We start from the raw sequence: 25,130 nt of genomic DNA, 5'->3' as shown, positions 1-25,130 counted from the left end.
CAAATTTTCTCGAAGGGACCTCAGATGGACACCAACGTCTACCGCCGCCAGATCGATGCTGCCGCGCTGAACACCGACGAGTACGCCGGCGAAGCCGTCTACCCGGACGGCCTGACCGAATCGGCGATCGACGCGCTGCTGGAGGACGTGGACCGCGAGCTGGCCGCTGACGCGTCCGCCGCGGAAGCCGCATACCGCTACGACTTCAACGACCAGCGCCGGGTGAGCCGATCCCGGCGCCGCGCCGGCCGCGAGCTGTTGCGCTCGCACTTTCTGATCGCCGGCGTTCAGAGCCAGGGCGCCGCGGCGCTGTCGCTGCTGCTCGATGACGAGGCCGCGTGATGGCCGCCCGGACGGTGCGCGGGCTGGCGTTGTTCGCCGCGTTGCAGGCGACGTTCGCCGACATTCACCCCCTGTGCGACCAGTGGTTGCAGTCCAGCGACGACGCCGCAGGCAAGGGCAAGCCGGGCCGCGAAGGCGCGAAGCACTGCGCCCGCCACGTCGCGAGCTACACCGCCGGCCAGGTCACCGCCGCGGTCGCGGTGACGCAAGTTCTCGGGTTCCGGGTGCCGCTACGGGCGCTGGTCGCCGGCGCTGCGGTGAACGCGGTGACGCACTTCGTGATCGACCGCCGGGAGCCGCTCAAGGCCATGGCGCGGTTGACCGGCCACCAGGGCTACATCGAGCACGCCACGGTCCAGCGCCGGGACGGCGTGGTCGACATCGCTGGACCGGGGACGGCGCTGACCGAGCTGGACCAGGCCGCGCACCGCGCGATCGGCGTGCTGGCCTCGCTCACCACCACCTTGCTTGCGCTGCGGGCCGGTGGTTCCCGATGACCATTCGCCTGAAGTTTCACCCCGACGCGGCGGCCCCTTCCGGCAAGAACGCGCCGACCGCGCCGGGTTCCACCGACCAGTCACATAACCGCACGGAGGAACCCCGAATGGTAGACACCACCAGCCCGGTCCGCGAGGTCTCCGCCGTGGCCTACACCCCGGCGCAGCTGAATCGCCTGATCTCTCGCGAGATCGCCGGCCGCCTGCACGAGGTCGGCGAGACGCTGCTGACCAACGTCGCGTTCCTGATGGCCAACGACGCCGTGCCGGCCGCCGCCAAGCAGGTCCGCACCCGCACCTACCTCGACGTCGTCGCGCAGCTGTGGCTGCTGGCCGCCGGCGAGCTGGACAGCGTGACCGGCGAGCAGGTGACCCGGTGAACCCCCGTAACCGCCGCCAGACGGTGACCACGGTGTTCGACGGCCGTACCCACCACGTCGCCCTGTGCCGCGGGGAGCAGGACGGGCTGCCGGTGTTCGGGTGGGGCGAGGCCCCCTCGACCCTGCTCACCCGCTCGCAGCTGCGAGCGGTCGGACTCCGCCCGAACGGGCAGGACCCGGTGGCGTTGCTGGTGTTCCGGCACGTCAAGCCCTACGCCCGGGAGACCACCGCCGAGCTGTTCTCGGTCGAGCTGGCCGCGGCCTACCGGCCGCCGACGCCGGCGCAGCTGACCGCGCTGGACCGCGCGATGGAAGCCCGCCGGACCTGCGTCGACTGCGCCGGGATCCAGGACTACTGCGTGCCGACCAGCACCCGGCAGTGCTGGACCTGCTTCGACCTGGACCAGGCCGACCGGACGGGGGTGGCCGCGTGAGCAGCAACGACTCCGGCGCCTGGCACCGGGAACTGCAGCGCCAGCAGGAAGAGATCGAGCGTCAGCGCCGCGAGGCCGCCAGCAAGGAGGGGTCCCGGTGAACACCTTCGAGGTGTTGCAGCGCCACGGAACGCTCGCCCTGATCCGGTTCGCCGGCACGGTCTGCCTGTTCCTGACCCTGCACCTGCTGCGCATCCCGCTGGTCATCTGCGAACGCGTCCTCGCCGGCGTGCTGGTCCGCCTGGACCGGGCCGCCGCGGTGCAGGCCTCCCGCCCGCCGCGCCGGCGCGTCAACCAGTTCTTCCCCCTCGACTTCCCCACCGGGCAGGAGGTGCCCCGATGAACGTCACCCGCGAGAAGCAGACCCGCCTGGAGCACGCGATGGAGTGGGCCGTCTGGCACTTCGGTGAGCTCGCCGGCGTCCTCGGACCGCTGGTGCTGGCCGTGGTGTTCACGCCGTGGTTCGCGCTGCTGTCCGTCTTGGTCGCCGCCGGGTGGGCCGTGCACGAGATCCGCGACCACCGCGAGCAGACCCGCCTGCGGGCCGGCGCCCTCGAACGTAAGCAGCTGCCGGCGTGGCCGGCCACCGACACCGACACCCCGGTGGCGGGCCGTGACGAGAGCCGGGAGGACGCGCGATGACCAGCTGGGCAGAGGAACGGCGCGCCAACCGCGCCGCCGACGCAGAGCAGAACCGCCAGAACGCCGACGCCGCCATCGCCCGGAAGCTGCGGGAGCAGGCCGCACGGGCGGAGCAGGCCCGCACCAACGCCGCCGCCGCGGCGAAGCTCGCCGACAAGCAGCGCGAAACCCGCCGCGCCGCCCGCGTCGCGATGCTCGCCCGGGTCACCGGGTGGCTGTCGACCAACCGGGTCCGCCTGCCGATTTACCTGCTCGCGCTGGTCTCCGCCGGGATGGCGGTACCCGCGATGGCGGGCTACGGGCTCGACACCTACGGGGACGTGACAGGCGCCGCGCTGCCGGCGCTGTCGGAGCTGGGCATGTGGGCCTTCGCCCTCGCGGTCGAGGTGTCGCGACACCGACACCCGGACCGGCCGGTGTGGGCGCTGCAGCTCGGGACGTGGGTGTTCGCCGGCGTCGGATTCACCTTGAACCTGCTGCACGGCTGGCACCGCGGCTGGGACGCCGCCTTGGTGATGGGCATCGTGTCGATCGCCGGGGTCATCGCCCACCAGCTCGCGGTCGCGTCCCCGCCGCGGTCGCCGGCGGAGCGGGCCGCCTGCCGGATCGAGCGCAAGGCTCTGCGGAAGGTCGCGAAGGTCCGGGCCGCCGCGGTCCGGACCGCGGTCGCCGAAATTGACGCCACCGGCACCGCTCGGCTGGTGTTCACCCCGGGCCGCTACACCCTCGACGGGCGTCGGCTCGCCGCGGTCATCGAGCCGGACCGGCACGCTGGGGACGTCCTTGCTGATGAGGTGTCCGCGTTCCTGGCCGACCAGGTCCGACCCGCCCACGGGGTTGACGACGGCCCGATCGTCGATGCCCCGGTGCTGACCCTCGACCGGCCCGCTGACCAGCGGGAGTCGACCCCGCCGCGGCGGACGATCCCGGCGCCGAAGGCACGCACGATCGACCAGCTGCGCACCGAGTTCTCGGCGGCGATCGAGGACCCCGACGTGGCGATCAACCCGGCGTCGGCGGAGTCGATCCGCAAGACGTTGCACTGCGCGATCAAGGCCGCGCGGCAGCTGCGTGACGAGCACAAGAACCCGAACCGCAAGTGAGCCGGAGGGACACGACCATGGACACCACCGAGAAGCCCGACGCCGGCGAGCTGGCGACGGTGCACCACCTGCCGATCCAGCCCGAGCAGGGTGAGGTGATCGAAGGCGAGATCGTCACCGACGAGGAGTACGCCCGGCTCACCTCGCAGCGGACCCGGGCGCTGGCCCGGTACGAGGGCTACCGCAGGGACGTGACAGTCGTCGTCGGCGCCGCCCGCAAGGCCGCGACCCACGAGAAGACGAAGGTCGCGCTGCACCACAGCCTGACCGTCGTGCAGGGCCTCGACTCGTGGCGCGGCCGGCTCTGGGACGCCTCCACGATGGGCGTCTACCGCCGCCAGATCAAGGCCGCCGAAGCCATGGGCGACCAGACGCTGGTCGCGGAATGGCTGGAGCGCAAAGCGCGGGTGCAGGACGCCCGGCACCGCCGGGTCATGGACCTGCCGAAACTGCTGGTCGGGCTGGTCAAAGCCGGCGTCATCGGGCTCGCGGCGCTGGTGGTGATCGTGCTGCTGATCGGGCTGCTCGTGCAGCTGTCCGGCGCCGGCGAGTTCACCCGCGTCGTCGGCGGGGTGATGGACTCCCTGCGGTTCATCTTCACCGCAATCGCGTGGGCCTGGACCCCCCTCGCCCTGGTCGCGCCCTACGTGATCAGCATGGGTGTGGTGCTCGGGGCGTGGCGCGAAGGCCGCCAGCGGGGCAAGGTCCCGGGCTGGCTGGCCACGTCCTCACAGGACAGTGACGTCACGATCGACGAGACGACCATCGCGCAAGCCTTGGGGGCGCTGCGGATTCCGCAGATCACCAACTACCTCAAGGAAGGCTTGCCGATGCAGTACCTCACCCCAGCCCGCCGGGACGGGCGCGGCACCCACGCCGTCGTGCGGCTCCCGGCCGGGGTGACCGCGGAAAAGGTCGCCCGCCGGCGTGCTGACCTGGCCACGGGCTTGCATCGACTGTCCAAAGAGGTCTGGCCGACCACCGGCAGCGAAGCCGGGATCCTGGACCTGTGGGTGGCCGACAAGGGGGCCTTGTCCGAAGGTGCCGGCGCGTATCCGCTGCTGGAGGACGGTGCGGTGGACGTGTTCAAGGGTGTCCCGTTCGGACGGACGCTGCGCGGGGAGCCGATGTTGGCGCCGCTGCTGGAGCGCAACACGATCTGCGGTGGGATGCCTGGTCAGGGCAAGTCGTCCGCGGCGCGGGTCATCATGGCCGGCGCGGCGCTCGACCCGACGGCCGAGCTGCGGATTTGGGTGCCGGACGCGAACTACGACTTCGAGGTGTTCGTGCCGCGGTGCTCCCGCTACGTGATGGGCGCCGAAGACGAGAAGATCGCCCAGATCGCCGCTGACCTGCGCGAGCTGCACGCCGAAGTGCAGCGCCGCGGTGACCTGCTGGTCAGGTACGAGATTCCGGCGGTGACCAGGGAGTATGCGTCGAAGAACGTCGGGTTGCACCCGATCTTCGCGCTGCTGGAAGAGGCCCACGTGGCGATCCAGCACAAGAAGTACGGCGAGGAGATCGGTCAGCTGCTGGTCGACATCGTCCGGCTGGGCCGCAAGCGCGCCATCCACCTGATCGTCTCGACCCAGGCCCCCACCAAGGACTCCATGCCGAGGGACGTGACACGCAACTGCTCCAACGGGGTCGCGTTCGCTGTCGGCGACCACGTCGCCAACGACGCGCTGCTCGGGCAGGGCGCCTACTCCGCCGGGCACCGCGCCACCGAGCTGATTCCCGGCACCGACAAGGGAACCGCCGTGGTCAAGGGCTTCTCCGGGGAGCGGTCGGAGATCGTGCAGGTCTACTTCCTCGACGTCGCGAAGGAGCACGACCAGGTCACCCCGATCCTCGAACGCAGCCTCGCGGCGATCGCCAAACGCGGTCGCGTCCCCTGGTCCACCAGGGACAACGACCAGATTGAGGCGCCGCCGGCGCCGTGGAACCTGCTCGAAGACCTCGACGAAGTCCTCGGAGACGACCCGGCGCCCGCGGCGAAGGTCGCCCCGCTGCTGATCTCGCTGGCCACCGAGTACAGCGGCCTGACCGGCAAACAGCTGTGCGCCGACCTCGCCACGGTCGGAGTGAAGGTCCCCAGCTCGAAGAACGTCTACCCGGTCGACCCGGTCACGATCCGTAAGGCGCTGGCCGACCAGGCGACCGCCGACCTCGACGACGAGAACTAGCCGAACCGCGCCGGGTTAGCCCGCCACCGGACCGCACGCGGCCCCGGATTCCGGCCGGAAACCCGGCCGCCGGGAGCGGGCTAACCCACCTAACCCAGCTAACTTTCCGCAGGCCAGCGGCCGTACAGCAGCTCTAACCCGCGGGGTTAGAAACCTAACCCGGACTCGCTGACCTAACCCCGCCGATCTAACCCGCCACGCGACCCCACACCGGGTGCTCGCGCCGGCACCCCCTACCTCAAACAGGCACACACCGTCACCGATCGAAGGGAAGTCCGATGGCCAGCACACCTGTTCTGCATCGCGGCCGGAAGTCCTGGTGGTCCGGCAAGGTCACCACGCTCTGCGGGCTCGTGCTGGAGCCCGGCGAGGGCCGCTCGCCCTGGTTCTGGTGGTTCACCCCGAAGTGCCCCGGCTGCGAGGCGGTCCACCAGCTCAAGCAGCGGACGTAGCTGCGCAGGTCAGCACGGGGACACGACAACTTCGACCACGCCGCAACGGGAAGGACTCGCCATGTGTCGCTCCACTTCGGACGGCGGACGCCGCTGCACCGGCAGCAGCCACGCCCGCACCCGCGCACTCGGCACGGCCCGCAAAGCCGTCGAACGCGCAGGCCGCGCCGTCGACCAGGCCCGCGCCGCCGGCGACCAGGCCGCGGTCGACGCCGCGAAGGCCCGGCTCACCGCAGCTGAGCAGCGGCTCGACGACACCCGTGCCACACACCCGCACACTCCCGCCGCTGGTCAGCCGCGGGGACACGACACCGCCGAGGAGACCGAGATGCCCGAAGACACCAGCCCTCGCCACGACGACGGCGCGGACGCCAGCGCACACCGTCCCGACGAAACGCCTGTTCATGACGGGGACACGACACCCGGTGTCATTGACCTCGCCCCCGGCGAAAGCTACCGCGTCGACGACAACGTCATCCACAACGGTGGCAGCGCGCCGACCCAGGTCTACCACTCCGGCGACGGCGACACCCACTTCACGGAATCGTTCGCACCGGCCAGGTCTGACCACGCCGATCGGGCAGACCGCACAGCTGATGCGACCGCATCAGAGCAGCAGAGCCCCGAGCTGAAGGCGCAGCTGAAGTCGCTGGCTCAGGCGCGACGCAACCTCGAAGACTTCGCCCAAGGGAATGCGAAGGCTCAACCCGAGCACCACTACTACGGCGACGGGCCTGTGTTCCTTCACGGTGGCACCGGAGACACCTTCTTCAACGGCGAACGGGTCGGCCCGAGCAGTTCCGACGAAGCACACGGCGCCGACCGCGACGGACCGCAGACCACCAGCCACACCACCACGTCGGACGGTACGACGTTCACCAACGTCAACAACGCCGCACCCGGCGCGGTCGTGGGAATACAGGCCCACACCGTCAACGGCGCGACCGTGGTCATGGGCGGCGGCCCCATCCCGGCGGGCCTGCCCGACCAGCTGCGCCAGGTGCACGAGCAGGTCCAGACCGCGATGGCCAGCGGCCACTACACCGTCCACCACAGCGACGACATCACCGAACCCAGCGGCCCGACCGCTCCGGGCGAACGCGTCGCCTTCCAGGTCGGCTACGTCCACCGGCGCGACAACCCCACCACCTGAGCCCGCCACACAAATGCCCTGCTCACGACAGGGACACGACAACCCCAGATAACTGTCTGGAAAGGACACACGCGATGGAACACACCGATGAGACGGTCCGGCTGACCTCCGACGTGCTCGCGTTCGCCCGCCACAACGACGTCTGGCACATCCTGATGATCCAGCGCCGCTGGGAGCCCTTCCGCGGTCAGTGGGCGTTCCCCGGCAGGCACGTCGACCCCGGCGAGACCTTCCGCGCCGCCGCGGCCCGCGAACTGACCGAGGAAACCGGGCTGCGCCTGTCCGACCTGCGTCAGCTCGGGATCTACGACCAGCCCGACCGCGACCCCCGCGGCCGCTACGTCACCGTCGCGTTCTTCACCGTCGTCCGCCACCAGGTCAAGCCCACCGCCGGCGACGACGCCGCGGCCGCCGCGTGGGTGCCTGTGCCGTGGCTGCTACGCAACCGCGAAGCCCTCGCGTTCGACCACGCCGACATCCTCGCCGACGCCGCCGCGACGCTGACCCACTTCACCCCCGGGGAGGTCCGATGACCACGGCAACCGGGCTGAGGGTCTGGATCGACGAGGACGGCAACTACAACGTGCTTGGGCCGTGCACCCGCGAGCAGGCACTGGACCTCATGCGCGAGTACGCCGTCGCGGTCGACGACCACGACGGCCCGACCGCGCAGAGCCCGGCGGACCTGGACACCGGGTGGGTGCTGAACCCGGTTCCCGGCTTCCCGGACGGAGACGTGATGTACGCGCCCGTCCCGGCCGGCACGCCCGGCGCCCTGCCCGTCACGACGTCGCTCTACTGAACGGGGGAACCACGATGGACACGACCACATTGGACGCCGCCCTGGACGCCGCGGCCCGCGGCTGGCACGTCTTCCCGCTGCGGCCGGGCAGCAAGCGCCCGGCCGGGCACCCGGAGGACCGGTGCCCCGGCACCGGGCGGTGCGCCGGCGGGCACCGGACGTGGGAGCAGCGCGCCACCACCGACCCCAGCAAGATCCGGGCCGCGTGGACGCACGCCCCGTACGGGATCGGCGTGGCGACCGGCCCGTCCGGGCTGTGCGTGCTCGACCTCGACACCGCCAAGCCCGGCGAGGAGATCCCGCAGCGGTGGGCTGCGGCCGGCGCCCGGTCCGGTGAGGACGTGCTCGCCGTCGTCGCCGACGAGGCCGGGCAGGAGCTGCCCGGGGACACCCTCACGGTTCGGACGCCCTCGGGTGGGCTGCACCTGTACTACCGGGTGCCGGGGGACGTGACACTACGGAACACCAGCGGGGAGCGCGGAAACGGGCTCGGCTGGAAGGTCGACACCCGCGCGTGGGGCGGCTACGTCGCCGGCGTCGGCACCACCACCCCGGCCGGGCGCTACGGCTTCCTGTGGGACGGCACTGTGGCGGAGCTCCCGCGATGGCTGGTCTCCCGGCTCACCCCGGCGCCGCTGCCCGCGGCGCCGGTGGTGCCGATTCGCCCGGCCGGCGACCGCCGCTCGCGCTACCTCGACGCCGCGGTGCGGGCCGAAGCCGGGAAGGTCGCCGACGCCAAGACCAGCCGTAACGCCACGCTCTACGCCGCGGCGGTCGCGCTCGGGCAGCTGGTCGAGGGGAACGCGCTCACCGAAGACGAGGTCCGTGCGGCGCTGATGACCGCGGCCGGGCGGCACATCGGCACGCGGCACTTCACCGCCCGCGAGGCCGAAACCGCGATCACGTCCGGACTTCGTGCCGGCGCGAACCGTCCCCGCCGGATCGCCTGACCTGCACGTTGTCACGTCCCTGGAGGTCCGAACCATGACCACGCCCCGGCCCTTGGCCGCCGTCCCGGCACCACCTGCCCGCCGCACCCGGTGGACGGACGCGGAGCTGATGCGAGAGGAGTTCCCGCCGCCGAAGTGGGCCGTGCCCGGCCTGCTCGCGGAAGGGCTGAACCTGCTGGCCGGCGCGCCGAAGCTGGGCAAGTCATGGTTCTCCCTCGGCACCGGCGCCGCCATCGCCAACGGCGACCCCGTGCTGGGCTCGATCGAGGTGGAGCGCGGCCCGGTCCTGTACTGCGCCTTGGAGGACACCGGACGCCGGTTGCAGCGCCGGCGGCGGCAGATGCTCGCCGCCGGCGGCCGGGCCGCGCCGCTGCTCACCCTCGAAACCGCCTGCCCCACCATGACGAACGGCGGGGACGCCGTGCTGGTCGAGTGGCTGGAGGAGAACCCGCACGCCCGCCTGGTCATCATCGACACCTTCGAGAAGATGCGCGGCACGGACGCGGCCGGGTCCTCGGCCTACAGCGCCGACTACGCCGCGGCCGGCCGGTTCAAGCAGCTGGCCGACCACTACAGCGTCCCGTTCCTGCTCATCCACCACGTCCGCAAGCAGAGCGCCGAAGATTGGCAAAACCTCGTCTCCGGCACCGCGGGCATCACCGGCGCCGTCGACGCCACGCTCGTACTCGAACGCGGCCGGGGGCAGGCGGACGGGGTGCTGCACGTGACCGGCCGCGACGTAGAAGAAGCCGACTACGCCATGTCCTTCGACGCGACCGCCGGCGCCTGGACCAAGCTCGACGGCCCCGCCGCGGATCACCTGGTCGCCGACACCCGAGCGGACATCCTGCGCCTGCTGCGCGAGCACGGACCGCTCAAGCCCGCGCGGATCGCTGAAGCGCTCGACACCAACCCAAACACCGTCCGCAAGACCTGCACGCGCATGGCTGACGCGGGACAGCTGCACAAGACGCCCGCAGGCACCTACAGCGCCCCCGGCACCAGCGACAACAGGGACACACCCGAGGTGTCACACCTGTCACCACTGTCCCTCGACGGCACCTGACCAGCACAAACAGGTGTGACAGCAGGTGTGACACCCCGCAGGCCTGTCACACCCCGAGCCGTCACCACCGCTACCGGCCGCCCGCCTGTGGGGACGTGACAAACCCCAGCTCACCGCATCGAGGAAGGACCACAATGGACACGTTCACCCTCCCGGCCCGGCTCCCGTGGACCGGTCCCGGGTCGCGGCCCTGCATCCTGATCGGGTTCTGCTGCCAGGGCGGGGAAGCGATGGGCTACTGGCAGGCCGGGTTCGACGTCACCGGCGTCGACTGCAAACCCCAGCCCCGGTTCCCGTTCACGTTCGTGCAGGGCGACGCGATCGCCTACGCCCGCGAGCACGGCCACACCTACGCCGCCGTCGCCGGCGGGCCGCCGTGCCAGGGCTACTCCCTGACCCACCGCATCCACGGCAACGACCACCCGCGCCTGATCGCCCAGTTCCGCGAGGTGGTGGCCGGGCTCGGGAAGCCGTACGTGATCGAGAACGTCGAAGAAGCCCGCGCCGAACTCCGCAACCCCGTGCTGCTGTGCGGTGCCATGGCCGGGTTCGGGCTGCGCACCTATCGGCACCGGCTGTTCGAGACCAACTGGCCGCTCACCGCCCCCGGGCACGCCGCCCACGGGGACCACCTGGTCAAGATGGGCCGCCCGCTGGAGCCCGGGGACTGGTATCACGCGGTCGGCAACTTCTCCGGCGTCCCTTATGTCCGCGCCGACATGGGCGTCCCGTGGATGAACCGCAACGGCATCCGCGAGTGCATCCCGCCCGCCTACGCCCGCCACATCGGCACCCAGCTGCTCGCGCACCTCGCCGCCACCCGCGCCGCGGCCGCCTAAGCAGGCAGGGACGTGACAAAACCCAGTTCACCAGACCGAAAGGAGACCCGGATGTGCCGTTCATCCGCTGAAGGTGGCCGCCGGTGCAGCGGACGCAGCTGCGGAGCCGCCGACGCCCGCGCCCGGCAGGCCCGCTCCCGCGCCCGCCGCGGCCTGGACGCCGCCTGGGCCGCCGGTGACCCGGACCAGGTCGCCGCGGCCGAAGCCAAGTACACCGCCGTCACCGGCACCCCGCCACCCGCACCCAATGTCGTCGGCACCTTCGCCGGGCAGCTGCCTGCCACGCCCGAACCGACCGCACCGGAGAAGCCCATGCCGAAGCCCGAACCCCAGCCCAGCAAACCGGAACCGGCCGACGCGCCGTCCGGGTCGACCGAGGACCGCGTCCGCGACGCGGTGGCCAAGCTGGCCGCGCAAGGCGAATGGGTCGGCATCATCGACGTCCGGAAAGCCCTCGGGGACGTCGACCACGACGAAGTGAGCCGCGCCCTGAAGGAGCTCGCGCGCACGAACCCCAACGTTCACCTCGTGCCCGAAGACAACCGCAAGGCTCTGACCAGTGAGGACCACGCCGCCGCGGTCGACTACTCCGGAGAATCTCAGCACCTCATCGCCATCGAGCAGCCACGCGACACCAGCGCGAAGGACCGCGTCCAGACCGCCGGCGTCGGCAACGCCACCGACGACGACCTCGCCCAAGTCCTGCGAGATCCGCTGACCCCGTCCCGGACCTATGACGAGATCCGAGCCGAGCAGAAACGCCGTGAGCAGCAGGTTGTCACGTCCCCGACCCCAAGCGACGCGACGCCGGTGGCCGAGACGGCACGCGCCGAATCCCGACCGCCCGCAACGGCCGAGCAGCGCGTCCGCGACGTCTACCGCGAGTTGGCCAGCAGGCCTCAGGGCTGGGTGCGCCTCAGCGACGTCCGCGAGCGACTCGGAGCCACGCTCCCGCGGGAGGAGGTCGACAAAGCCCTGCAGGCCATGACGCGGACCGGGCGGGTCCACCTCTCCCCGGACTCCGACCGCCGTGGCCTCACCCAGGTCGACCACGACTCCGCCGTGCGGATCGGCCGAGAAGACAACCACCTCCTCGCTATCGAGCCAGAAGACGACGAGTAGCCACCTGACCTGCACGTTGTCACGTCCCCGACCGGTGTGACACCCGAGACCACCCCGCAGGTGTCACACCTGCCACTCCGTCACTCAACCCACCCTGACCAGCACAAACAGATGTGACACCACCTGTGACACCCCTAATCGCCGATCACATCGACCGACCGAAGGAGAACGCCGTGTTCATGCCCCGTCGCCTCGCCCGCCACGCCACCTGGAGCACCCCTTGGACACCGCCACGCCTACCGGCCCCCGGACCCTCCTGACCGTCGAAGCCGCCGCGGAACAGCTCAGCATCGGCCGAACCACCATGTACGCCCTGATCAAGGCCGGAGAAATCGCCACCGTCCGGATCGGTCACCTGCGGCGCATTCCGGTCGTCGCACTCGCCGCCTACGTCGACCAGCTCGGCGCCGTCTCGACCGCCGCCTGAAAGGAACCCAATGCCCCGCAAGAACCGCGCCGAAGGCACTCGCGCGCCGAACGGCGCCAGCACCATCTACCTAGGGAAAGACGGAAAGTGGCACGGCCGCGTCACCATGGGCGTCCGCGACGACGGATCCCCGGACCGACGACACGTCGAACGCAAGACCGAAACCGAGGTCATCGATCGCGTCCGCGAGCTGGAAGCCGAGCGCAAGGACGGGACTGCCGGCAAGCCCGGTCAGGGCAGGTGGAAAGTCCGGCAGTGGCTCACGCACTGGATTGAGGACATCGCGCCACTGACCTGCCGATACAAGACCCTCCAGGGCTACCGCACTGCGGTGTACCGGCACCTCATCCCGGGACTCGGTGAGCACTGGATGGAACTCACCGAGCCTGGCCACTTCGAAAAGCTCTACGGCAGGATGCTCGCCACGGGCCTGAAGCCAGCCACCGTTCACCAGGTGCACCGGACCGTGAGGACCGCGTTCGGCGAGGCCGAAAATCGGGACGTCATCAAGCGGAACCCGGTCGCGCGAGCCAAAGCGCCACGGGTCGAAGACGAAGAGATCGAGCCGTACGACGAGGACGAGATCGAGCGCTTGCTGGTGGCTGCCCTGGCTCGCCGCAACGGTGTGCGCTTCGTGGTGGCGCTGGTCTTGGGCACGCGCCAGGGCGAGACGATCGGCTTCAAATGGGACCGACTGAACCGGAAGACCAAGCGCCTGCGGGTCGCGAAGCAGCTCCAGCGCCAGACGTGGCAGCACGGCTGCAGCGACCCGCACGCGTGCGGCGCGAAGTACCACAAGACGAAGCCGTGCAAAGAAGGCTGCAAACGGCACCACCGCAAGCCCTGTCCGTCGCCGTGCCCGTCCGGCTGCACGACGCACGCCCGCTGGTGCCCACAACGGCATGGTGGGGGCCTGGTCGAAGTCGAGGTGAAATCGAAGGCCGGGCGGCGCGGGTTCGCTGTCCCGGACCAGCTGTTCGACCTGCTCATGCTCCACGAACAGCAGCAGGCGGCAGAGCGAGAGCTCGCGGGGTCAGAGTGGCAGGAAGGTGGGTGGATGTTCACCCAGCCCACCGGTAGGCCGATCGACCCGCGCCGCGATCTCGACGAGTGGAAGGCCCTGCTCGAAGCCGCCGACGTCCGGGAAGGTCGGTTGCACGACGCACGCCACACCGCGGCCACCGTGCTCCTGCTACTCGGGGTGCCCCAGAGGATCGTCATGGAGATCATGGGCTGGTCCAACAGCAGCCAGGCGAAGCGCTACCAGCACGTCACCGAGGCGATGCAGTCGAACGTCGCGCAGCAGATCAACAGCTTCTTCTGGAAGGCCGCGTAGGCCGGAACTGAGACGGAAACTGAGACGGGCCAACAACGAAACAGCCCCCGCCGTGTCCGGTGGGGGCTGTTTGTACTGCTCAGAGCGGTGGCCAGGGCCGGGGTCGAACCGGCGACCTTCCGCTTTTCAGGCGGACGCTCGTACCAACTGAGCTACCTGGCCGGGAACGCCGGCCTGGAGCCGAACGATCTTGCGACCCTGACGGGACTCGAACCCGCGACCTTCGCCGTGACAGGGCGACGCGCTAACCAACTGCGCCACAGGGCCTTGCGTACTGCTTTCGTTCCTTTACTACTGTACTGCGTACTCCCAACGGGATTCGAACCCGCGTTGCCGCCTTGAAAGGGCGGAGTCCTAGGCCGCTGGACGATGGGAGCCCGATCAGTTTCGGCTAACCGACCGACCGCGCTCTCAGGTTGTCCCCCGGGAGCGATTACAAGCATAGGGCACGCCACCACCCCTTTGCACCGGGGGTTCCTTAACCCCTCGGCAAAGCCGGGACCTGCGCAAACTCCGCCAGCTCCACCAGGCGACGGCCGAACTCGGCGCGCTCGGGCTCCGTCAGTGCCGGCGTCAGCAGCTCGCCGACGCGCTCGTCGGTCAGCGCCTCGGCTCGGTGCCAGCGATCACGCAGGTCCGGCTTGCGCGCCGCGGACGCCACGAGCTCGTCGGCCGCCTCCGCGGGCCACGCCGTGCGCAGCAGGCGCTCGCGGCCGCCCTCGGGGTCGGCCACCACCGCTTCCGGCACCGACAGGCCCACGGCCCGCAGCGCCGCGAAGTGCAGGCCGCCGCGCAGCTCGCGGAAGACCACCAGGGCGAAGCCCAGCCGTTCCGCGTCGCCCTCCGGGCGCGGGGCGTTCTTCCAGCCGGCGAAGAGCGCGAGGCCGCTCGCGTCCGCCGTGTCGACCACGCGGAACAACAGCTCCGCCAGGCGACCCGGCTCCGGTGCGGCCGAAAGGCTGACGCGGGACCAGCGCGCCGATGACTCCGCGTAGGCGCGGACCGCGGCGGGTGCGTCCAGGGCCGCCGTCGCCGGCGGCAGGACGAAGTCGAACAGCCAGTGCGGGAAGATGCCGAACAGCTCCGCGGCCACCTTCGGCGGGACGTCGCCGAGCACCGCCGAGCGGCCTCGCACGTACAGCGAACGCGGCGGCAGGCCCACCTCGGCTTCGACCGCCGCCAGCTCCGGCGACGTCATGAACCTGCCGCCCAGCACCTGCACCACCGGGCGGATCCGGTTCGCCAACCCGGCCGCTTCCTCGATCGCCAGCATGTCCGGCCCCTTTCGACGCAGCAAACGTAACACTGTTACGAAACCAGCGTCAAGGATCCTGCGAAGACCTGGGATTCATTGCCCGAAACGGGCGGCAACCTGCACGAACATCACCGGAAAGGCCCGGCGGCGACCACCTGGGCCGCCGGACCCGCCGACCACCTCACCGCTGGACCGGCGCCTGCCCGTCTTCATCCAGGTTCAACCCGAGCATCTCCAGCAGCTGGACGCAGTCGTCGACCCCCAGCGCACCGTTCGCCACGGCCAGCCGCGCCCGCCGGACCTGGTCGTCCGACACCCGCTGCGTATCAGCGGCACCACTGCGCTGCGCCGGCAAACCCCCGGCGAGCGCGGCACCACCCCCATCGGCACCTTCGTACCGAAGGAGGAACTCCCGCACTTCGACAGACCCGCTCATAGCCCCTCCACACGGCTCACAACAACTTGGCCGCGAGGCTAACCAGCGCCGGGCGCCACACACAGCCCCCCGGAGAGTGAACCTGAGGCCACGCTCCGCTCAACGCAGCGCAATCAGCACGACCGGAGAACAACACCACCCGAACGAACGTCACCCCAGCGCAAAGTGACACCCCACGCGGAAATTTCCCGCTGTCCACTCGCCCAACCACGCAACTCGTGCAACAATCGAGGTGCTGACACACCCCCGGTCAGCGCCTGTGGAGATCCCCTCCGACCCCCGCGTTCCTCCCCCTGGCGCGGGGGTCCTCCATTTCTCGGGGGGCTTCGGGCTTCGGGCTTCGCCCTTCGCTCCCCGGTCATTTCGGCGTATCTCCCGGGGGGCCGAGCCCCCCGGACCCCCCACGGTGCGGCCGCCGGACTTCCAGCGTTTACCCGGTCACCAAACCACCCTTATTTTTGCGTTGTTTCTTTGGGTGATCGACTCGTACTGTTAGTGACTGATTGCGGTGCGTTTATCTAGGGTTGGGCTGTTCAGGTGGGGGTTGGGCTGATCGGGTAAATAAAGGGGCGTGTCGTGGCTCACAGTGGTTTGTGTGGTGAGACCCAACCGTTATCGTGTGGCTCGTGCCCCTTCCCTCACTCGGCCGCTTAGGCAGCCGCACGAACCTCAAGGCAGTGTCCTCCGGGCGTCACCGCGGTGCCGCCAAGACCGCCGACGACGGTGTTGTCGAGGACAAGGAACTCACGAGCTACCTGGCCGCCCTGGCGCCTGATGCGGACAATGAGAGCACCGGGACCGGCAAGCGCTTCGGTGAGGCGCAGGTGTTCCAGCTGCGCATGAGCCTCATCGCCAGCAAGCAGCTCACCGACGTCGCCGAGGCCCGCGGCATCTCGCCCCAGGCCCTCGCTCAGGAGTGGATCCTCGAGCGGCTCAACTGGGAGGGGCAGGCCGCCTCCCTCCAGGACCAGCGGCAGGTCGGGGCCGAAGAGGTCACCGACCTCACCGACGAGTTCCACTTCCCCGCCGACGCGTTCGACGCGCCGGCCGTCGGACGGCGCTGACCCGCTAGAACTCATGAGAAAGGGCCCCCGGCGGAAGCCGGGGGCCCTTCACTCAGGCCTTGAGAGACGCAAAGGGCCTGCGAGACTTGTTCAGCCGTCGCCCGCCGCAAGGGCGTGCGCACGAACCAGCGGGTCTGTGTGCGGAGCGCGGTGGGCTGACCGGAACAAGCCTCGGTCTCAGATCGCGCGGACCTTCTGGGCCTGCGGGCCCTTCTGGCCCTGGCCGACCTCGAACTCCACTCGCTGGTTCTCCTCGAGGGTGCGGAAGCCGCGGCCCTCGATCTCCGAGTAGTGCACGAACACGTCGCCTTCTCCGCCGTCCTGCGCGATGAAGCCGAAGCCCTTCTCCGCGTTGAACCACTTCACAGTGCCTTGCGCCACCGCTGTTCTCCTCGTTGCACAGATCCGCTTCGAATGCCACCGAAGCGGCACCCCGGCCGTCCCGGGCGGTTCCAACGAGTCGAGTCAAGAGCGTGTCGGCTCCATGGCTCGCGTCAGAAGTTCCGCGAGTGTGAAGCCACGAACACGCAAAACGACGGCCTCCGAGCAGACTACCGGGATCTGGCCAAAGTTGAACCCCGTGATCGAGGCGAAAAACGCCTGCACGGGCCAAGGTCACCGGAACGTCGTAGGGCTCCGCACCCGCTTCTGTCGGACCCACCGGTTAGTCTTGCGCGGCACATCGGCTCCGTGATCACCGGATACGGCTCGGAGTCGGTCGTGCCCCCTCTGTATAAGCCCCTCCGGGCGAGTGTGACGCTCGTCACTCGAACACCGCTCAACGTTCGAGGTCCGCGAGGCGTCTCGTAAGAGGGGAAGCACCAAAGGGGCAAAGGGGATTGGCAGTGACGGTGAGGACTTCCACGCGGCGCCGGGGCGCGGCTGTGGTACTGGGCTTGGTCGCCGTGCTGGCGCTGGGGGCGTGCAGCAGTGAACCCACGGTGTCGGCGAGCGGGACGTCGGGCGGGGGCCCGACACCGGCGCCGGCGCCCGCCGCGCAGCCCGCGAAGCTGGCGGTGACACCGGCCGCGGGCGCGCAGGACGTCGCGCCCGGCGAACCGGTCGGCGTCAAGGTCGACAGCGGCACGATCCTGTCGGTCACGCTGACCAACCCGGACGGCAAGCAGGTCCAGGGGCAGACGTCGGCGGACAAGAAGACCTGGAACACCACCGAGCAGCTCGGCTACGGCAAGACCTACACCTGGTCCGGCCAGGCCGCGGGCGCCGACGGCAAGAACGTGCCCATCGGCGGCACGTTCACCACCGTCAAGCCGAAGCGGCAGACGCAGGCCAGCCTGAACGTCGGTGACGGCCAGACGTACGGCATCGCGATGCCGATCGCCCTGAGCTTCCCGAGCCGCGTCACCGACAAGGCCTCCGTCGAGAAGGCGCTTTCCGTCGAGACGACGCCGAAGACCGAAGGCTCCTGGGCCTGGCTGGACGGCGACACCTCGGTGCACTGGCGGCCGAAGGAGTACTTCAAGCCCAACACGCAGGTGAAGGTCAACGCCAAGATCTACGGCGTCAAGATCGGCGAAGGCGTGTACGGCAAGCAGGACGTGTCGGCCAGCTTCGCGATCGGGCGCTCGCAGATCGTCAAGGGCAACACCACGCAGCACACCATGCAGGTCATCCGGGACGGCCAGCAGATCGCGGACTACCCGGTGAGCTACGGCCTCGACTCCGACCCCGGCCGCGTCACCCACAGCGGCACGCACGTCGTGATGGGCAAGCAGTCCACCTACGCGATGAGCAACCCGAAGTACCACTACGAGAACGTCGTGGTGCCGTGGGCGGTCCGGATCTCCAACAACGGCGAGTTCATCCACGGCCTGGCCGCGTCGGTCTGGGCCCAGGGCAAGAAGAACATCTCGCACGGCTGCCTGAACCTGTCGCCCGCGCGCGCCAAGGAGTACTACGACGGCGTGCTCACCGGCGACCCGGTCGAGATCACCGGCAGCACCCAGACGCTGACCGCCAAGGACGGCGACTACAGCGACTGGACCTACGACTGGGCGAGCTGGCAGAAGCTGTCGGCGCTCGCCGGCTGAGAAAGACCTTCGAGGAACACCGGGCGGCCGGGAAGTCCAGTGCGGACTTCCCGGCCGTTCGTGCTTTCCGCGAAACCCGGGAATCCGATGCAACCCCGGTGAGCACCCACCGCATGACTACGGGCAGAGGCGCGGCGATCGACAGCCGCGTCCGCGAGAATGAGGAGCTGTCTTGCGTATCCGCATCGCCCTGTCCCTCGGCGCGCTCGTGCTCGCCGGTGGCGCCCTGACCGGTGGCGTCGCCATGGCCCAGTCGCAGCCGACCGCGCCGCCCCAGGCGACGACCCGGCCGGCCGAGCCGCCGACCCAGGCTCCGGTCCCGCCCCAGTCCACCCGCAAGCCCCTGCCGGCGCCGAGCGCCGTCCCGGCGACGACGAAGGCCCCGCGCGCCGAGCAGGCTCCGCGCGTCCCCCGCGCCGTTCCGGCCGGCCCGACCGGTGATCTGCACCTGCCGGCCATCGGGGTGACCCGGTAGTCAGGTGATCACCCGCTCCCGTCCGTCGACCGGGCCGGGCTCGCCGTGGGACGGCGAGTTCGCCCGGTACTTCGGCGAGCGCGCGCACAGCCTCCGGTCCACGGCGTACCTGCTCTGCGGTGACTGGCACCAAGCCGAAGACCTCACGCAGGCGGCCCTGATCAAGCTGTACCTCGCCTGGCCGAGGCTGTCGCGCCACGACACCCTGGACGCCTACGCCCGCAAGGTCGTGCTGCGCACGTTCCTCGCCGAGCACCGGCGCAGCAGGTGGAAACGGGAGCGGCTCACCGACACCCTGCCGGAGCTCCCGGCGGAAGCCGGGAGCGAGCAGGACACGCTGGTCCGGCAGGCTTTGGCCGTGCTGGCCCCCAAGCAACGCGCCGTGCTGGTGCTGCGGTACTTCGAGGACCTGAGCGTCGAGGAGACGGCGAAGGCGCTCGGCTGCAGCACCGGCACGGTGAAGAGCCAGGCCTCCCGGGGCCTGGCCACCCTGCGCAACCGGCTCGGCCCGCACTACACCGCGCTGACGTTCAGCGCACCCACGGAGGGGAGGTGACGAACGTGGACCCCGAAGACGACGTCCGCGTGATCCTGACCGGCGCGACCGGTGACACGCCGCCGATGCGGCTGGAAGCCGCCGACGTGATCGAACGCGGCGGCCGGATCCGGCAGCGGCGCAAGCGCCTGGCGGTCGTGGGCACTTCGACCGCGACGGCGGTGATCCTCGCGGTGGCCGGTTTCCTGGCCGGCCACCGCCTCGGGCCGCCGGACCCGGTGCAGCCCGCCGACCCCGGCCTGTCCACGATCGGCACCACCGCTCCCCCGTCGCCGCGGCCGATACCGTCCCAGGAGGAGGTGCCGGCGACGTCCATCGCGCCGCCGGAGGCCCAGCCGGGTCGCTCGGTGCCGAGCACGCAACGGCCGTCGAGCCCGCCGGTCGCCGCGACCACCCGGAAGTCGAAGCAGCCCTCGTCGGTCTCGCTGCCGCCGCCGTCCGCGAACCCGACCGAGACGGCCCCGGAAGCACCGCGGACGACGTCTCGCTGACCCACGACGCACGTGTGCCCCGCCCGGTGATCCGGACGGGGCACACGTATTTCGAGGCGCGGGACCGCTCAACGCTGAGCGGACGCGCCGGTCAGGGACTTGCCGCCCCCGCTGTCCTCGGTGTCGATCTGCTCGATCGGCACCTGCGACGTCTCCGGGATCTTGATGATCGGGATGATCGCGATCAGGGCCGCCGCCATCAGGTAGTACGCGGGCCAGTCCGGGTTGCCGGTGCTCTGGATCAACGCCGTCACGATGACACCGCAGGTACCACCGAACAGCGACGTCGAGATGTTGTAGCCGATCGCGAACGAGCCGTACCGGACGCGGGTCGGGAACATCGCCGGGAACGTCGAGCCGATCACCGCGAGCATCAGCACCAGCAGGATCGCCACGATCAGGAACCCGACGAAGAGCCACAGGATGCTGCCGGACTGCATCAGCTTGAGCGACGGCCAGCTCAGCACCAGGAACCCGATGGCCGCGGTGAGCAGCAGCGGCTTCCGGCCGATCTTGTCGGACAGTGCGCCGAGCGGCACGATGATCGCCATCTGCAGGACCTCGACCGCGATGATGATCAGCGTCGACGTGTTGTCGTTGATCTTCAGCGTTTCCGTGAAGTACGTCGGCATCGTGGTCAGCAGCAGGTAGTCCGCGACGTTCAGCAGCAGCACGATGCCGATCAGGTTGAGGATCATCCGCCAGTTGCGGGTGAAGATCTCCTTGAGCGGCGCCTTGCGCGGCTTCTCGCCGGAGGCCTCCAGCCGGCGGAACTCGGGGGTGTCCTCGAGCTTGTTCCGCAGGTAGAGCCCGACCAGGCCCAGCGGCAGCGCGACGAAGAACGGGATCCGCCAGCCCCAGGCGTCGACCTGGTCGGCCGACAGCGAGAGCGTCACGGCGAGCACCACGAGGTTGCCGAGCACGTACCCGGCGAGCGTCCCCAGTTCGAGGAAGCTGCCGAAGAAGCCCCGGCGTTTCGTCGGCGAGTACTCGGCGATGAACGTCGCCGCGCCGCCGTACTCACCGCCGGTGGAGAAGCCCTGGATGATGCGCAGGAGCAGGATGGCGATCGGGGCCGCGATGCCCATGCTGTAGCCGCCGGAGTAAGTCGGCAGGACGCCCACCAGGAACGTGCAGCCCGACATCAGCAGGATCGTGATGGCCAGGACCTTCTGGCGGCCGATCTTGTCCCCGAGCGGGCCGAAGAACGCCCCGCCGAACGGCCGCACGATGAACCCGACCGCCAGCAGGGCCAGTGACTTGAGCACGGCGTTGCCGTCGCCGGGGAAGAACTCCGAGCCGATGCTGACGGCGATCGCGCCCGACGTGAAGACGCCGTAGTCGTACCACTCGGTGGCGTTGCCCATCGCGGACGCCCACACGGCGCGCTTGACGGTTCTCTCGTCCACTTCCGGTTTGCCCGTCGTAGCTGCTGGTTCGCTCATGCCGGCGACGACCTCCTCCGTAGCGTGCCCGTTGGGCCGTTCGAGCTCATCCAGCCAGTCTCGACCGGTTGCCGCAGGTCGGCAGTCTGAGCCGGAGAATCTCTACAGTGGGGAACTTTCCGGCTACTGAGAGGTGTAGGTTGCCCGGTCACGTCGCGGGCCGGACGAAGCGGACGACTACCCGCGAGTTAACGTCAGCGCATGAGTCGTGTTTCTCAACCCTGGCCGCCGGTACCGGTGGAGCCGGCGGTCCCGCACCCCAAGGCGCCGGAACCCGGCACCGAGCTGGGCGTGCACTTCGGCGAGTGCTTCGGCTGCGGTGACGAGGCCGACGCCGGGCTGCACCTGCGCTCGACCGTCGGCGAGGGCCAGGTCGTGCACTCGCGGTTCACCGTCACCGCGGCCCACCAGGGCGCGCCCGGGCTCGCCCACGGCGGTCTCCTGGCCTGCGCGTTCGACGAGGCGCTCGGCTCGACGGTGGGCAACCTGATGCGCCGCCCGGCGGTCACCGGGAAGCTGGAGACGGACTTCCGCCGCCCGGTGCCGGTCGGCTCGACGCTGTTCATCACCGCGCACCTCGACGGCATCGCCGGCCGCAAGATCTACGTCAGCGCGGACGGCCGCCTCGACGCCGAGGACGGCCCGATCGCGGTGAGCGCCCGCGCGCTGTTCATCGTGGTGGGCTTCGACCACTTCTCCAACCACGGCGACCCGCAGGCGCTGGAGAAGCTGGCCGCCCAGCACGAGAAGAACCAGCGCGAACGCGGCGACTGGGAGATCAACCCCTGACGCGCGTCACTCTCCCGGAGAAAGTGCCCCGTACGTATCTTTCCTAGCGAAAGTGACGCCCCAGGGGCCCTCCGGCGCACCTTTCCCGGGGAAAGTGACGCTCAGGTGAGGGTGCGGGGGCGGATGGCGTTCGCCTTGTCCACCAGCTCCACGCGCTGCTCGACCGTTGCCGCCAGCCTCGCCAGGGCCCGGTAGCAGCGCTCCAGGCCGAAGCGCAGCTCACGCTCCTCCAGCGGGCAGCCCAGCACCCGCGCTCCCGGCGTCGGCGGGCCCTGGCGAGGGCCGCGAAGCCACTCGTACGCGGCTTCGAGCACGCCCGCCGAGAGGCTCGTGCGGCGCTCGGCGTCCAGGCGGAGGCGCTCCAGCCGGGCCGACGCGTCGAGCAGGTCGTGCTCGGCGACCAGTGCTTCCTTGCCCGCCGCCCGGGTCGCGGTCGTCTTGATCTTGATCGCGGCGACCTGCGCGTCGACGTAGTGCGTCGACGACGACGGCACCATCTCGAGCACCTCGACCGCGCTGGTCCGCGCACCCTGCGCGAGGTACACCCGGGCCAGGCCGAACGCGGCGCTGACGTAGCTGCGGTCCGTGCGCCAGACCAGCTCGTAGAACCGCGCGGCCGCGAAGTAGTCACCGACGCCTTCGGCGCTGACGCCCAGCGCCAGCTTCGGCGCGATCTCGCCCGGCAGGTCGTCGTACACCGCTTCGAACGCGACGTGCGCGACGCGCGAGCGGCCGCCCGCCAGCTCGATCAGGCCGCGGTACCAGTCGATCCGCCAGTCGTGCGGGAAGCCGTTCTTGATGGCCAGGTACTGCGCCGCCTGCAGCTGCCGCTGCGCCTCGGACAGCTCGCCCAGCTCGATACGGGCGCGGACGATCCGCAGCCGCACCTCGATCGACTCCCGCGGCGCGCCGGCCAGCGCTTCGATCGCGCCACGCGGTTCGAGCGACGTCGTCGTGGCGAGCACACCCGCCGCCGGGTCGTCCGTGTCGACCTGCGGGATCGGCAGGCCGGCGACGACCTCGGCCGCGCCCGGCAGCGGAACACTCCCGCCGGCCTCCGGCACCACCAGCTGCACGCCGAACGTGCGGCTCTCCGGGCCGAACACCGTGGACGCGCCGGGTCGCGGCTTGCCGGTGCCGAGCGCCATGATCTCGCGCAGCACGCCGGTGAGCTGGTCGGCCATCTCCTCGGCGGAGAGGAACCGCCGGTCCGGGTCGGCGTGCGTCGCGCGCTTCAGGAACCGGTGGTACGAACCGAACAACGCGAACAGCGGGACCGCGTCCGACCCGGGCAGTGTCGTCTTGAACTTGCTCGTGTAGCCGGTGAACTCGAAGCTCAGCACGGCGAGCGTGCGCCCGACGGTGAACAGGTCCGACGCGATCGACGCGCCCTGCGTCGCCAGTTCCGGTGCGCTGTAACCGGTCGTGAAGAACAGCGGGCTCTCGTAGTCGTCGAGGCGCCGGACCGCGCCCAGGTCGATCAGCTTCAGCTGCTCGTTGGTCTGGATCACGTTGTCCGGCTTGAGGTCGCAGTAGAGCAGGCCCTGGCTGTGCAGATAACCCATGGCGGGCAGGATCTCCAGCCCGTACGCGAGCACCTGGCCGATCGGCAGCGGCTCCGGGCGCCGGCTTTCCCGGTGGTGCGCCAGCGCGAGCTGCCGCAGCGACTGGCCGCCGATGTACTCCATCACGATGTAACCGACGGTCGTGCCGCTCTGGCGGTCCGGGTGCTGCACGAAGTTGTGGATCTTGACGATGTTCGGGTGCTCGACCTCGGCCAGGAAGCGCTGTTCGTTGGCCGCGGCCGCCATCGCCGTCGCGTCGCCGGTGTCGATCAGTCCTTTGAGGACGACCCAGCGGTCGGACACGTTGTGGTCCTGTGCCAGGTAGATCCAGCCCAGGCCGCCGTACGCGATCGCGCCGAGGACCTCGTACTGCCCACCGACGAGCTCGTTCGGCTGCAGCTTAGGCACGAACGAGAAGGACGTGCCGCAGTTCTCGCACTTTCCTTCCGCCGCACCGGGTTTGCCGTCCTTGCCGCGACCGACCTTCGCACTGCAGCTGCCGCAGAAGCGCTTTTCCTCCGACACCATCGGATTAGTCAGCACCGCGGACGCCGGGTCGCGCGCCGGGACCGGCGGGACCTCGACCAGGCCGGCGCCGAGCCGGCCGCGGCGCGAGCGGGACGTGCGCGACGACGTCCGCCGCGAAGTGCCGGGGAACGGTCCGGAGCCGGAAACCGCGGCGCTGCCACTGCCGGTTCCGGTACCCGTGCCCGTTCCGGTGCCCGTGTGCCGCCCGTCGCTGCTGCGCTCGGGCAGCACGCTCTCGGTGCCCGGGTCCGGCAACGCGCCCGGTCCGGGCTCCGGCCGCGGGGCCGGCGGCATGATGCTCTGGGTCTCCGGGGTCGGCACCGCGAGCACGCTCGTCGGCTGCGGCGCGTTCGGATCCACCCGGACGGCCTGCGTCGGCTCCACCGACGGCGCGACGGGCGGCGCGACCTGCGGCGTGCCGGGCGGCGGGGTCACCGGGCTCATCCGGCCCGGCGGCCGGGTCGGGTCGTCCGCGCCCGGGATCTGCCCGCGCACGAAGGAGGAGGATGACTGGCCACGCGGCGGTGTCGGCGCAGTCGGCGGACGCCGGACCGGCGCGTGGAAGACGGTGCGCTCGGCGGCGGGCGGTTCGGTGTCGTCGAGGCGGCCGGAGATCGACGGCTCCGGCGTCTCCCACCGCACCGGTGGCGGCGGCTGCCAGCTCGGCGCGGCCACCTGCGGCTCGTCGTCCGGCGCGGCGTGCCGAGGACGGCGCGGCTCCTCAGACACTGCTACCTCCCAGAT

General features: G+C 70.5%; 29 protein-coding genes and 3 tRNA genes. 24 read left to right on the top strand and 8 right to left on the bottom strand.

Going from position 1 to position 25,130, the window contains the following annotated elements:
- Positions 1–24: 24 nt before the first annotated feature.
- From OG439_RS40650 to OG439_RS40565, 18 genes are all read left to right on the top strand, one after another.
- Complete coding sequence (locus tag OG439_RS40650; RefSeq protein ID WP_326945785.1) at positions 25–342, top strand: hypothetical protein; 318 nt, start codon at positions 25–27, stop codon at positions 340–342.
- Entirely contained in the window at positions 342–839 is a 498-nt protein-coding gene (locus OG439_RS40645) for a hypothetical protein (protein ID WP_326945784.1), read from the top strand. The genes OG439_RS40650 and OG439_RS40645 overlap by 1 nt, the downstream gene beginning before the upstream one ends.
- Before the next feature lie 107 nt (positions 840–946).
- On the top strand, positions 947–1,219 hold the full coding sequence (locus OG439_RS40640) for a hypothetical protein (protein ID WP_326945783.1): 273 nt from the start codon (positions 947–949) through the stop codon (positions 1,217–1,219).
- A complete protein-coding gene (locus OG439_RS40635; RefSeq protein WP_326945781.1) occupies positions 1,216–1,653 on the top strand; it encodes an RRQRL motif-containing zinc-binding protein in 438 nt (145 codons plus the stop codon). Before OG439_RS40640 ends, OG439_RS40635 begins: the two co-directional genes overlap by 4 nt.
- Before the next feature lie 97 nt (positions 1,654–1,750).
- Positions 1,751–1,996: a hypothetical protein gene (locus tag OG439_RS40630; RefSeq protein ID WP_326945780.1), complete on the top strand. Its 246-nt coding sequence runs from the start codon at positions 1,751–1,753 to the stop codon at positions 1,994–1,996.
- On the top strand, positions 1,993–2,295 hold the full coding sequence (locus OG439_RS40625; RefSeq protein WP_326945779.1) for a hypothetical protein: 303 nt from the start codon (positions 1,993–1,995) through the stop codon (positions 2,293–2,295). Before OG439_RS40630 ends, OG439_RS40625 begins: the two co-directional genes overlap by 4 nt.
- Positions 2,292–3,398: a hypothetical protein gene (locus OG439_RS40620; RefSeq protein WP_326945778.1), complete on the top strand. Its 1,107-nt coding sequence runs from the start codon at positions 2,292–2,294 to the stop codon at positions 3,396–3,398. Before OG439_RS40625 ends, OG439_RS40620 begins: the two co-directional genes overlap by 4 nt.
- A gap of 17 nt (positions 3,399–3,415) precedes the next feature.
- Positions 3,416–5,584: a cell division protein FtsK gene (locus OG439_RS40615; protein WP_326945777.1), complete on the top strand. Its 2,169-nt coding sequence runs from the start codon at positions 3,416–3,418 to the stop codon at positions 5,582–5,584.
- Positions 5,585–5,862: 278 nt separating this feature from the next.
- Entirely contained in the window at positions 5,863–6,036 is a 174-nt protein-coding gene (locus OG439_RS40610; RefSeq protein WP_247060150.1) for a hypothetical protein, read from the top strand.
- A 61-nt stretch (positions 6,037–6,097) separates the two neighbouring features.
- Positions 6,098–7,189, top strand: coding sequence for a hypothetical protein (locus tag OG439_RS40605; RefSeq protein WP_326945776.1), 1,092 nt, complete (start codon positions 6,098–6,100; stop codon positions 7,187–7,189).
- 74 nt (positions 7,190–7,263) lie between these two features.
- Positions 7,264–7,722, top strand: a complete 459-nt coding sequence (locus OG439_RS40600) for an NUDIX hydrolase (protein WP_326945775.1) — start codon at positions 7,264–7,266, stop codon at positions 7,720–7,722.
- Entirely contained in the window at positions 7,719–7,991 is a 273-nt protein-coding gene (locus tag OG439_RS40595) for a hypothetical protein (RefSeq protein ID WP_326945774.1), read from the top strand. Before OG439_RS40600 ends, OG439_RS40595 begins: the two co-directional genes overlap by 4 nt.
- Positions 7,992–8,005: 14 nt before the next feature.
- Positions 8,006–8,941 carry a bifunctional DNA primase/polymerase gene (locus OG439_RS40590; protein ID WP_326945773.1) on the top strand — a complete coding sequence of 312 codons (936 nt, stop codon included), beginning with the start codon at positions 8,006–8,008 and terminating at the stop codon, positions 8,939–8,941.
- Positions 8,942–8,975: 34 nt separating this feature from the next.
- Positions 8,976–10,007: an AAA family ATPase gene (locus OG439_RS40585; protein WP_326945772.1), complete on the top strand. Its 1,032-nt coding sequence runs from the start codon at positions 8,976–8,978 to the stop codon at positions 10,005–10,007.
- Between the two features lie 134 nt (positions 10,008–10,141).
- Positions 10,142–10,846 carry a DNA methylase gene (locus tag OG439_RS40580; RefSeq protein WP_326945771.1) on the top strand — a complete coding sequence of 235 codons (705 nt, stop codon included), beginning with the start codon at positions 10,142–10,144 and terminating at the stop codon, positions 10,844–10,846.
- 51 nt (positions 10,847–10,897) lie between these two features.
- Complete coding sequence (locus OG439_RS40575) at positions 10,898–11,968, top strand: DNA-binding protein (RefSeq protein ID WP_326945770.1); 1,071 nt, start codon at positions 10,898–10,900, stop codon at positions 11,966–11,968.
- 220 nt (positions 11,969–12,188) lie between these two features.
- Positions 12,189–12,395, top strand: coding sequence for a helix-turn-helix domain-containing protein (locus tag OG439_RS40570; RefSeq protein ID WP_326945769.1), 207 nt, complete (start codon positions 12,189–12,191; stop codon positions 12,393–12,395).
- Between the two features lie 10 nt (positions 12,396–12,405).
- Entirely contained in the window at positions 12,406–13,731 is a 1,326-nt protein-coding gene (locus OG439_RS40565) for a tyrosine-type recombinase/integrase (protein ID WP_326945768.1), read from the top strand.
- An 88-nt stretch (positions 13,732–13,819) separates the two neighbouring features.
- Here the strand turns inward: OG439_RS40565 and OG439_RS40560 are convergent.
- The 5 genes from OG439_RS40560 to OG439_RS40540 all read right to left on the bottom strand — a co-directional run bounded on the left by OG439_RS40560 (position 13,820) and on the right by OG439_RS40540 (position 15,422).
- Positions 13,820–13,893 (bottom strand) — tRNA-Phe (locus tag OG439_RS40560).
- Positions 13,894–13,924: 31 nt separating this feature from the next.
- A tRNA-Asp gene (locus tag OG439_RS40555) sits at positions 13,925–13,998 on the bottom strand.
- A gap of 37 nt (positions 13,999–14,035) precedes the next feature.
- Positions 14,036–14,108: transfer RNA gene (locus tag OG439_RS40550), tRNA-Glu, on the bottom strand.
- 101 nt (positions 14,109–14,209) lie between these two features.
- Positions 14,210–15,004, bottom strand: coding sequence for an SCO6745 family protein (locus OG439_RS40545; RefSeq protein ID WP_326945767.1), 795 nt, complete (start codon positions 15,002–15,004; stop codon positions 14,210–14,212).
- A 163-nt stretch (positions 15,005–15,167) separates the two neighbouring features.
- Positions 15,168–15,422, bottom strand: a complete 255-nt coding sequence (locus OG439_RS40540; RefSeq protein WP_247060133.1) for a hypothetical protein — start codon at positions 15,420–15,422, stop codon at positions 15,168–15,170.
- 626 nt (positions 15,423–16,048) lie between these two features.
- Between OG439_RS40540 and OG439_RS40535 the strand changes: the two genes are divergently transcribed.
- Positions 16,049–16,486, top strand: a complete 438-nt coding sequence (locus tag OG439_RS40535; protein WP_326945766.1) for a hypothetical protein — start codon at positions 16,049–16,051, stop codon at positions 16,484–16,486.
- A 177-nt stretch (positions 16,487–16,663) separates the two neighbouring features.
- Here the strand turns inward: OG439_RS40535 and OG439_RS40530 are convergent, their stop codons facing one another.
- Positions 16,664–16,867, bottom strand: coding sequence for a cold-shock protein (locus tag OG439_RS40530; RefSeq protein ID WP_003097368.1), 204 nt, complete (start codon positions 16,865–16,867; stop codon positions 16,664–16,666).
- A 470-nt stretch (positions 16,868–17,337) separates the two neighbouring features.
- On the opposite strand from OG439_RS40530, the gene OG439_RS40525 reads away from it, so the two are divergent.
- From OG439_RS40525 to OG439_RS40510, 4 genes are all read left to right on the top strand, one after another.
- Complete coding sequence (locus tag OG439_RS40525) at positions 17,338–18,537, top strand: L,D-transpeptidase (protein ID WP_247060131.1); 1,200 nt, start codon at positions 17,338–17,340, stop codon at positions 18,535–18,537.
- Positions 18,538–18,709: 172 nt separating this feature from the next.
- Complete coding sequence (locus tag OG439_RS40520) at positions 18,710–19,012, top strand: hypothetical protein (protein ID WP_326945765.1); 303 nt, start codon at positions 18,710–18,712, stop codon at positions 19,010–19,012.
- 4 nt (positions 19,013–19,016) lie between these two features.
- Positions 19,017–19,568 carry a SigE family RNA polymerase sigma factor gene (locus OG439_RS40515; protein ID WP_247060129.1) on the top strand — a complete coding sequence of 184 codons (552 nt, stop codon included), beginning with the start codon at positions 19,017–19,019 and terminating at the stop codon, positions 19,566–19,568.
- The gene (locus OG439_RS40510; protein WP_326945764.1) at positions 19,565–20,059 is read left to right on the top strand and encodes a hypothetical protein; all 495 of its coding nucleotides are present in this window, start codon (positions 19,565–19,567) and stop codon (positions 20,057–20,059) included. The genes OG439_RS40515 and OG439_RS40510 overlap by 4 nt, the downstream gene beginning before the upstream one ends.
- A gap of 68 nt (positions 20,060–20,127) precedes the next feature.
- Here OG439_RS40510 and OG439_RS40505 read toward each other — a convergent pair whose 3' ends face one another.
- Positions 20,128–21,468 (bottom strand): MFS transporter, encoded by a 1,341-nt coding sequence (locus OG439_RS40505; RefSeq protein WP_247063881.1) that lies wholly within the window; start codon positions 21,466–21,468, stop codon positions 20,128–20,130.
- A 237-nt stretch (positions 21,469–21,705) separates the two neighbouring features.
- On the opposite strand from OG439_RS40505, the gene OG439_RS40500 reads away from it, so the two are divergent.
- A complete protein-coding gene (locus OG439_RS40500; protein ID WP_326945763.1) occupies positions 21,706–22,293 on the top strand; it encodes a PaaI family thioesterase in 588 nt (195 codons plus the stop codon).
- Between the two features lie 101 nt (positions 22,294–22,394).
- Here OG439_RS40500 and OG439_RS40495 read toward each other — a convergent pair whose 3' ends face one another.
- Entirely contained in the window at positions 22,395–25,115 is a 2,721-nt protein-coding gene (locus OG439_RS40495) for a serine/threonine-protein kinase (protein ID WP_326945762.1), read from the bottom strand.
- Between the last annotated feature and the right edge of the window lie 15 nt (positions 25,116–25,130).

This window comes from Amycolatopsis sp. NBC_01307 (assembly GCF_035975215.1).
Lineage (GTDB): Bacteria > Actinomycetota > Actinomycetes > Mycobacteriales > Pseudonocardiaceae > Amycolatopsis.
This window is presented reverse-complemented; position numbering and strand designations above follow the sequence as displayed.

Bases quoted from the DNA above. Each gene is read 5' to 3' on its own strand.
- OG439_RS40650 (WP_326945785.1), top strand. From the start codon at position 25: ATGGACACCAACGTCTACCGCCGCCAGATCGATGCTGCCGCGCTGAAC.
- OG439_RS40645 (WP_326945784.1), top strand. From the start codon at position 342: ATGGCCGCCCGGACGGTGCGCGGGCTGGCGTTGTTCGCCGCGTTGCAG.
- OG439_RS40640 (WP_326945783.1), top strand. From the start codon at position 947: ATGGTAGACACCACCAGCCCGGTCCGCGAGGTCTCCGCCGTGGCCTAC.
- OG439_RS40625 (WP_326945779.1), top strand. From the start codon at position 1,993: ATGAACGTCACCCGCGAGAAGCAGACCCGCCTGGAGCACGCGATGGAG.
- OG439_RS40620 (WP_326945778.1), top strand. From the start codon at position 2,292: ATGACCAGCTGGGCAGAGGAACGGCGCGCCAACCGCGCCGCCGACGCA.
- OG439_RS40615 (WP_326945777.1), top strand. From the start codon at position 3,416: ATGGACACCACCGAGAAGCCCGACGCCGGCGAGCTGGCGACGGTGCAC.
- OG439_RS40610 (WP_247060150.1), top strand. From the start codon at position 5,863: ATGGCCAGCACACCTGTTCTGCATCGCGGCCGGAAGTCCTGGTGGTCC.
- OG439_RS40605 (WP_326945776.1), top strand. From the start codon at position 6,098: ATGTGTCGCTCCACTTCGGACGGCGGACGCCGCTGCACCGGCAGCAGC.
- OG439_RS40600 (WP_326945775.1), top strand. From the start codon at position 7,264: ATGGAACACACCGATGAGACGGTCCGGCTGACCTCCGACGTGCTCGCG.
- OG439_RS40595 (WP_326945774.1), top strand. From the start codon at position 7,719: ATGACCACGGCAACCGGGCTGAGGGTCTGGATCGACGAGGACGGCAAC.
- OG439_RS40590 (WP_326945773.1), top strand. From the start codon at position 8,006: ATGGACACGACCACATTGGACGCCGCCCTGGACGCCGCGGCCCGCGGC.
- OG439_RS40585 (WP_326945772.1), top strand. From the start codon at position 8,976: ATGACCACGCCCCGGCCCTTGGCCGCCGTCCCGGCACCACCTGCCCGC.
- OG439_RS40580 (WP_326945771.1), top strand. From the start codon at position 10,142: ATGGACACGTTCACCCTCCCGGCCCGGCTCCCGTGGACCGGTCCCGGG.
- OG439_RS40575 (WP_326945770.1), top strand. From the start codon at position 10,898: ATGTGCCGTTCATCCGCTGAAGGTGGCCGCCGGTGCAGCGGACGCAGC.
- OG439_RS40565 (WP_326945768.1), top strand. From the start codon at position 12,406: ATGCCCCGCAAGAACCGCGCCGAAGGCACTCGCGCGCCGAACGGCGCC.
- OG439_RS40545 (WP_326945767.1), bottom strand. From the start codon at position 15,004: ATGCTGGCGATCGAGGAAGCGGCCGGGTTGGCGAACCGGATCCGCCCG.
- OG439_RS40540 (WP_247060133.1), bottom strand. From the start codon at position 15,422: ATGAGCGGGTCTGTCGAAGTGCGGGAGTTCCTCCTTCGGTACGAAGGT.
- OG439_RS40500 (WP_326945763.1), top strand. From the start codon at position 21,706: ATGAGTCGTGTTTCTCAACCCTGGCCGCCGGTACCGGTGGAGCCGGCG.